The 7,187-nt window shown below is 68.8% G+C and carries 7 protein-coding genes; 4 read left to right on the top strand and 3 right to left on the bottom strand.

From position 1 onward, the window contains the following. Positions 1 to 488: 488 nt before the first annotated feature. Complete coding sequence (locus tag AC5LSR_RS22345) at positions 489 to 923, top strand: CBS domain-containing protein (RefSeq protein ID WP_250284534.1); 435 nt, start codon at positions 489 to 491, stop codon at positions 921 to 923. A 205-nt stretch (positions 924 to 1,128) separates the two neighbouring features. On the opposite strand, the gene dapF is transcribed toward AC5LSR_RS22345, so the two are convergent. Continuing rightward, entirely contained in the window at positions 1,129 to 2,145 is a 1,017-nt protein-coding gene (gene dapF / locus AC5LSR_RS22340; protein WP_250290286.1) for a diaminopimelate epimerase, read from the bottom strand. Between the two features lie 253 nt (positions 2,146 to 2,398). Here dapF and AC5LSR_RS22335 point away from each other — a divergent pair, with 253 nt between their 5' ends. After that, a complete protein-coding gene (locus tag AC5LSR_RS22335; protein WP_250284536.1) occupies positions 2,399 to 3,790 on the top strand; it encodes an FAD-binding oxidoreductase in 1,392 nt (463 codons plus the stop codon). 279 nt (positions 3,791 to 4,069) lie between these two features. On the opposite strand, the gene AC5LSR_RS22330 is transcribed toward AC5LSR_RS22335, so the two are convergent. Further along, positions 4,070 to 4,702: an FMN-dependent NADH-azoreductase gene (locus AC5LSR_RS22330; protein WP_250284537.1), complete on the bottom strand. Its 633-nt coding sequence runs from the start codon at positions 4,700 to 4,702 to the stop codon at positions 4,070 to 4,072. Positions 4,703 to 4,832: 130 nt separating this feature from the next. Here AC5LSR_RS22330 and AC5LSR_RS22325 point away from each other — a divergent pair, with 130 nt between their 5' ends. Both AC5LSR_RS22325 and AC5LSR_RS22320 read left to right on the top strand, forming a co-directional pair. Beyond that, complete coding sequence (locus AC5LSR_RS22325) at positions 4,833 to 5,387, top strand: MarR family winged helix-turn-helix transcriptional regulator (protein WP_250284539.1); 555 nt, start codon at positions 4,833 to 4,835, stop codon at positions 5,385 to 5,387. Between the two features lie 265 nt (positions 5,388 to 5,652). Beyond that, entirely contained in the window at positions 5,653 to 6,300 is a 648-nt protein-coding gene (locus AC5LSR_RS22320; RefSeq protein WP_250284541.1) for a cysteine hydrolase family protein, read from the top strand. Positions 6,301 to 6,349: 49 nt separating this feature from the next. On the opposite strand, the gene AC5LSR_RS22315 is transcribed toward AC5LSR_RS22320, so the two are convergent. Then, a complete protein-coding gene (locus AC5LSR_RS22315) occupies positions 6,350 to 6,898 on the bottom strand; it encodes a hypothetical protein (protein ID WP_250284543.1) in 549 nt (182 codons plus the stop codon). Positions 6,899 to 7,187: the final 289 nt, after the last annotated feature.

Genomic DNA, 7,187 nt, shown 5'->3' with positions numbered 1-7,187 from the left:
GTGGGGGGGCAGTATCCGGGGGGAGAAGAGATAGCCCGAAACCGGCGGGCTGGCGACGGAGGGGGTCGCCAGCCCGCCGGTCCTCGGCGTTCCACTGCCTCCCGTATTGCCCTGGGTGATCCAGGATCGATGTTTTTGTGGCCTATGTCATAGCGCTACCAGTTCCTCTGATCCCGATCCGGCCCCGGTCCGGTCCTGGTCTGTCATCGGCCTTCCTCGTCTGCCTGTCACCAATCCGACAACAGTCCTGCCGTGACGACAACCAATCACAGATCGTCCCCGCGACCAGGCATGTCACACGCGTGAACATATCCGCGCACAGCATGCGACCGGAGATGGCGGGGTACCACCAGTCCAGCCGGGCTCCCCGGCCTCCCGGACGCCCGAGGCCTCCCGGCAGCACAGGCCACCTCACGTGGTGGCACCACCAGGTGGTCACGCAGACGTGAAGCGCGCGGCGAGAACGCGGGCGCGCGGAAGGGAGCCGCATGACCACGGCACAGGAAATCATGCACCGGGACGCCGAGTGCATCGGCGAGAGCGAGACCCTCGTCGACGCCGCCCGCAGGATGCGGGACCTCGGTGTCGGCGCCCTGCCGATCTGTGGCGACGACAACAGGCTGCAGGGCATCATCACCGACCGCGACATCGTGATCAGATGTCTCGCCGAAGGAAGGGACCCGGCGGCGACCCGGGCCAGGGAGCTCAGCCAGGGCAGGCCGTTCTACATCGACGCGGGCGCGGACGTCGACGAGGTCCTGCAACAGATGATGGAGCACCGGATCAAGAGGCTGCCCGTCATCGAGAACAACCAGCTGGTAGGAATGATCAGCGAAGCGGACCTCGCGCGGAAGCTGCCCGAGGAGAAGCTGGGCCAGTTGGTGGAGGCCATCAAGTCGGGCCCCAGCGACCGCCCCGCCTGATCAGCCGCGCATAGGAACCATCCGCGCCATCCGGGTAGGTGGAGGGCGCCACCATGGCGACGCCTTCCATCTACCGCCTCGGCCAGCAGTAGCCAGCCGCAGGCAGAAAAAGAGCCGGCCGCAGGCAGAAAAAGCCGTCATCACAGCGCTTTCCACCTACGGACGCGGAACGCGTAGGTGGAAAACGCTGCCAGGGCGGCTTTTTTCACCTACTGGTTCGGCTGGGCTGGTTCGGCTGGGCTGGTTCGGCGGCGCGGATCGCCCGCAGGTTGTCCTCCTGGAACAGGTCGTAGGCGGAGATCTCGTCGGTCAGCACGTCGAGGTCCAGATCTCCCGGTTCGGCGTACGCGAGCTGTTCCACGTCGACGACGGCGCGGTAGACAAATGTCGCGTTCCCCTCCAGCCGGGGGGTCAGGGTGCCATCCGCGGCGGGCACAAGAAAGGATCGCGCGCAGCCACCCGGACTGCGGACCAGCAGCGCCTCGCCCGCCAGGGCGTGGCCGAGCCGCGAGTACACCGCGCGGGACGCGACCACGCCGGAGCCGCAGGACAGCGTCAGCCCGGCACCGCGCTCGAAGGTACGGACGAAGATCTCCCCCGGCGCGGTGAGCGGCCGGACGAACGACACATTGGCGCCCGCCGGGAGAACCGCCGGCAGGCGCGCCGCCGCGCTTCCCACCGCGACCAGCTCGTTCTCGTCGTAGTCGTCGACGACCGCGACCAGGTGCGAATTGGGGACGGCGACCCCGGTGAGACGCAGCGCCGGATGCAGCGCCGGGATGACCGTGTCGACGTGCTCGGCGCCCGTGGTCACGACCGGGACGTCGGCCGCGCGGAACGTCACCGGGGGAAGCTCGACGGCCACACTCCACACCCCGGCGGCCACCTGCGGGATCCTCTCCACCCGGAACCGCCCGCCACCTGTCGAGACGTCCAGCGCGTCGGCCCCCCGGCGTTCGAGGACAAGCCGGCCGACGCACCGCAGGCCGTTGCCGCACAGTTTGGCCGACGACCCGTCCGGATTGAAGAAGAACGCCTCCGGCACCGCCGGTGAATCATCGACGAAGTACAGGCCGTCACCGCCCAGTGGGCCCCGCCGGTCACAGACGAGCCGGACGAAATCCGCCACCTCGGCCGGTGTCGAGAAAATCCGCTCGGGCCGGCCGTCCACAACGAATATGTCGTTGCTGGAACCGTGCGCCTTCAACAGCTCGAATTTCATGCGAATCCTCCCGGCCGGCGTCCACGGACACTATATGGCCCCGAGCCGGACCGGACGTGACCACCGGTCACGCGGCCATCGTCGCCGGGTGGCCGGAGCATTCCACCCGGGCCGCCGGCCGGAGCCGGCGCGCCGGGTATCCGAGGACGGCCGGGCCACCGCGGGACGCCCGGGAAGGCGGGGCGCTGCCTGCCCGCCCGGGCACCGCTTCCCGTTCTCGTTCCGCTGGCTCTACTGTCGCTGGGTGACGTCGATGCGGACAACCGGGGAAGCACTGGCCGCGGCCCTCGCCGCGCGGCTGCCGGACGGCGCCGTGGTGACCGACCCGGATCTGCTCGTCTCCTACCGTCACGACCAGGCCAGCGGGGCGGAGGCCGGGCAGCCGGCCGTCGCCGTCTTCCCCCGGAGCACCGAGCAGGTCCAGGCGGTGATGCGCGTCGCGCACGGCCGGGGCGTGCCGGTGGTCCCCCGCGGCGCGGGCTCGGGGCTGTCCGGCGGGGCCAACGCGGTCGACGGGTGCGTGCTGCTGTGCCTGGACCGGATGGACGCCATCCGGTCCATCCGTCCCGCCGACGGGTACGCGGTCGTCGAGCCCGGGGTGATCAACCAGCGGTTACGCGAGGCCGCCGCCGCCCACGGCCTGTGGTACGCGCCGGATCCGGCGTCGCGGGAGCAGTGCACCATCGGTGGCAACATCGCGACGAACGCCGGCGGCCTGTGCTGCGTGAAATACGGCAGCACCCGGGACTGCGTGCTCGGCCTCGAGGTGGTGCTGGCCGACGGGCGGGTCACCCGGGTCGGGCGCCGCGCTCTCAAGGGGGTGGCCGGCTACGACCTGGTCAGCCTGTTCGTCGGCAGCGAGGGCACCCTTGGTGTGATCACCGAGGCCCGGCTGCGGCTGCGTCCGCTGCCCGCCGCGCCGACCACGGCGGTCGCGGTGTTCCCGGACCTGGTCAGCGCCGGCCGGGCGGTTGAAAAGATCATGAATGTCGCCACGCCGTCCCTGCTGGAGCTGATGGACGCAACGACGCTCGCCGCGGTCGAACGGTTCCAGCCCATGGGCCTGGACTCCTCCGCCGCCGCGCTGCTGCTCGCCCAGAGTGACCTGCCGGGGCAGGCGGGCGAGGCCGAGGCCGACACCGTCGTCAGCGTCTGCGCGGCCGCTGGCGCTACCGAGAGTTACCGTTCGGAGGACGCGGCACAGGCCGACATGCTGCTGGCCGCCCGCCGGCTCGCCTTCCCCGCCCTGGAACGCCTCGGCGCGTGGCTGCTCGACGACATCGCCGTCCCGCGCTCACGCATCGTCGAGACGGTCAGTGGTGTCGAACGCATCGCCGCGGCCAGGGACGTCGTGATCGGCACCTTCGGCCATGCCGGGGACGGCAACCTGCATCCGATGATCGTGTATCCGCGCGGGGATCCGGACGCCGGGCGGCGCGCGCTCGCCGCGTTCGACGACCTGCTCGGCCTCGCGCTGCGGGTCGGTGGGACGGTCAGCGGCGAACACGGTGTCGGTGTGCTCAAGTGCCGTGTCCTGGCCGACGAACTGGACCCGGTGGCGCGGTCGCTGCACACCTCGATCAAACAGGCGCTCGACCCGGCCGGCATCCTCAACCCGGGCAAGGCGCTGCCGCTGCGCCCGTGAGGTCCGCGATTTCACGGCTTCACGTAGCTTCGCCACGCCGGCGGCGGATCGCCGGCGGCGGATCGCCGGCGCGCCCGAGCACGAACACCTCAGACGCGCCGGCCGGCTCGTCCCCGCCCACCCGTACGGAGAACGATCCAGCGGAGTCTGCCGTTCGATACGCCTTTCGGCCCTGTTGGCGTACACAACGACAAAGCTGCGGCGATCTTCCTTGGCGGCCGGCGCCTGTTGACGTCAGCTACCGATTTTGTTGCTACTTGTAGTTATCGGATTGGTGCTTCAGGCTGCCGCGCGGGCGGCTACCGCCTTCTCCGCTGTCGCGCGTGACTGCTCGGCGAGTGGGATGAGATCGGCCAGGGCCGGGTTGACCGTGGCCAGCGTCAGTTCGACGTTGATGAAGTCGATGTCGGTCGCGCCGAGCGCGGTGAGCACGTGACGCAGGTAGGGCTCCTGGTAGTCGTTGCCCTCCTGGGGGGTGCCCGGGCCGTATGCCCCGCCGCGGGCGGTGATGACCGTGACCGGCTTGCCATTGAGCACGCCGGGCCCGCCCGACAGGCTGACGGTCCGGTCGACGACGACGACGGCGTCGATCCACGCCTTGAGCGTCGACGTGATCGACCAGTTGTACATCGGGACGGACAGCAGCAGAGCGTCCGCCGCCTCAAGCTCGGCGATGAGCTCCTCACGCCCGCCCCAGGCCGCGGCCTGCTCCGGTGACCGCTCGTCCGCCGAGGTCACCGAAGCGCTGATGCCGTCCCAGCCGAGGTGCGAGGGCGGGTTGGCTGCGAGGTCACGATAGGTCACAGTGCCGCCGGGGTGGCTCTCGGTCCAGGCGGTGGCGAACCGGCCGGCGAAGGCCCGGGACTCCGATGCCGGGCTGACGCTTGAGTCGATGTGCAGGAGTGTGGGCATGTGATCCCCTCGATCGGGCCGACAGTCGAGCCAACAGATGCGTGACAAAACGGTGTGCAGTCACGATCGTCTGCGACTACACGTATCACTGACAGAGAATATCTCAGATCGCAAGCAGTAGGATGAGGGGGTGGAGCACTCGGACGCGGAGGGGACGTCGAAGGCGACGTCGGGATCGGGGACCGACACCGCCGCCGCCGCTGCCGAGTTGCCGGAAGAAGTCCACGAAGACCTCGGCTGGCTGCTGACCCAGGTCCTGAACGGCTTCCTGCAGGCCGCGCAGGAGACCGTCGGGGACTTCCCCGGCGGTCTCCGCGGCCTGCACATACTGTCCGCCACCGCGACCGACTGCGCCCGCAACCAGCTGGAGGTCGCCCGCCGCCTCGGCATCGACCGGTCGGTCATGGTGCGGCTCATCGACGATCTCGAACACGGCGGCCTCGTCAAACGATGTCCCGACCCGGCCGACCGGCGTGCCCGGCTCATCCGGCCGACCGATGCCGGGCTGCGCCGACACGAGGAGATGACGGCCCGCCTGAACCTGGCCCAACGGCACGTCCTCGCTCCGCTGAACGCCGACGAGCAGGTGATCCTCACCGACGCGTTGCGGCGTGTGGCCATCGGCCTGCTCGCCTCCGGCCAGTCGCCCGAACCATGCCCGGGGGACGCGGCGGATTGCAGGTAGGGCAGGCAAGCCAGGTAAGACAGGCAAGGGCGGCCGGAGACAGAACGCTCCAGCTCACGACACGATGATCATCGGCCATCCAAAAGCAAACGATCTACCCGGGGCCGCCTTTCTCACCCCGAGAGTTCCACCTCCTGGAGCCGGCCCGGATCGGCAACGCCGGGAACCGCGTGTCGCCAGGAATCCCGCTACAGCTGGCAAATACCGCGAGAGCCGGCTAGCGTGAGATGCGACACGATGCCCGCCGACTGCCGCAGGAGGCCCGATGAGTCTGAATCCAGCCGAAACCGCTCTCGTCCTCATCGAGTTCCAGAACGACTTCACCACGGCCGGCGGCGCGTTGCACGGCGCGGTGGCGGAGGTCATGGAGCGGACGGGAATGCTCGGCAACACCGTTGCGGCAGCCGAACAGGCCCGCCAGGCGGGTGCCACGGTCATCCACGTCCCGATCTCATTCGTGGAGGGTTACGGCGAGATCAGCGCGAAGCCGTATGGCATCCTCGCCGGGGTCGTCGAGAGCAACGCGTTCGTGAAGGGTTCGTGGGGCGCGCAGATCGTCGCGGCTCTCACGCCCGCCGCCGGTGACATCCTTGTCGAGGGGAAACGCGGGCTGGACGCTTTCATGAGCACCAACCTCGACTTCATCCTCCGCGGCAAGGGCATCAGAAACGTCGCCCTCGGCGGTTTTCTCACCAACTGTTGCGTCGAGTCCACAATGCGGACCGCGTATGAAAAAGGCTTCAACGTCCTCACGCTCACCGACTGCGTTGCAGCAACCTCCGTGGAGGAACACGACAACGCCATCACCAAGGACTACCCGATGTTCTCGCATCCGGTGGTTTCCAAGGAGTTCGTCGCCGTGCTCGGCGGTGGCGGTGGCCTGGTCGACTCCAGCCGCGGTTACACCGCCTGAGCCGTATACCAGCACAAAGATCTAGCCGATCCGCCCCGCACACATGAGATCATGAGGTGACGGTGATCCGGGCGAGCTTGCGGCCGACTTTGAGGTAGTAGTCGCCGCTCCGGTCGCCGAGTTTGTCCTTGACCAGGGCCGCGAGGGGCTCACGGGCCTCGTCGGCGGTGAGCGTGATCTGCCCCTGGCCGCCCTCGGCCTCGACGACGAGGCGCAGCCCGTTCTGCTGGGCGACGCGGCGGACGTCAACGTTGCTCCTGGCGAAACCCAGCGCCTTCACCGCGTCGGTCACCGACTGCCCCAGGCCGGCGACCTCGGGCAGGTTCTCGACGTCACCGAAGGCGTAGCTGCCCTTGGACTTGCTCATCTTGGCCCCGGTGCCGTCGGTGCCCTCGATCAGCTGCGGCAGTCTGACCTCCCGCAGCCAGTCGCCGTTGTGGCGGAACCGGGTGCGGGCGAAGTCGAAGAACGGGGTGACCTGCTCACGGCAGGTGGCAAGATTGCGGGCAATGTCCTCGTCGGTCAGCGCGGGCCGCTCGTCGGAGCGGCCACTGGGATCACCGATCTTGGCGGTTATGTCACCGACGATGAACACCACCTGGTGCCCCACCGCTGGAAGCGGCTGAGGATGAGCATCGGCTCGCGCACGGTCGCGTCCGCAGCGAGGTTCGCGTTCGTGAGCAGGGCCGTGGCACGATCGACAGACGTGCTCAGTCGAGTCATCGAAGCTCTCCGGGACGCGGGATGTGCCTGCCATCCTAACGGCGCCACGCTTAGCTCATTCTTCCTGGACGAAACCGAACTTGGCATATGATTTTTATCAATTAGACGTATGTTCTTCATGAACTGAAGCAGCGGCACGCCAGCGCCCCATTCGGCCCCGCCCC

This window comes from Protofrankia sp. CiP1_Cm_nod4 (assembly GCF_982290645.1).
This window is presented reverse-complemented; position numbering and strand designations above follow the sequence as displayed.

What these genes read in the sequence shown, in the direction of transcription:
- AC5LSR_RS22345 (WP_250284534.1), top strand. Translation starts at nt 489, where the DNA reads ATGACCACGGCACAGGAAATCATGCACCGGGACGCCGAGTGCATCGGC.
- dapF (WP_250290286.1), bottom strand. Translation starts at nt 2,145, where the DNA reads ATGAAATTCGAGCTGTTGAAGGCGCACGGTTCCAGCAACGACATATTC.
- AC5LSR_RS22335 (WP_250284536.1), top strand. Translation starts at nt 2,399, where the DNA reads ATGCGGACAACCGGGGAAGCACTGGCCGCGGCCCTCGCCGCGCGGCTG.
- AC5LSR_RS22330 (WP_250284537.1), bottom strand. Translation starts at nt 4,702, where the DNA reads ATGCCCACACTCCTGCACATCGACTCAAGCGTCAGCCCGGCATCGGAG.
- AC5LSR_RS22320 (WP_250284541.1), top strand. Translation starts at nt 5,653, where the DNA reads ATGAGTCTGAATCCAGCCGAAACCGCTCTCGTCCTCATCGAGTTCCAG.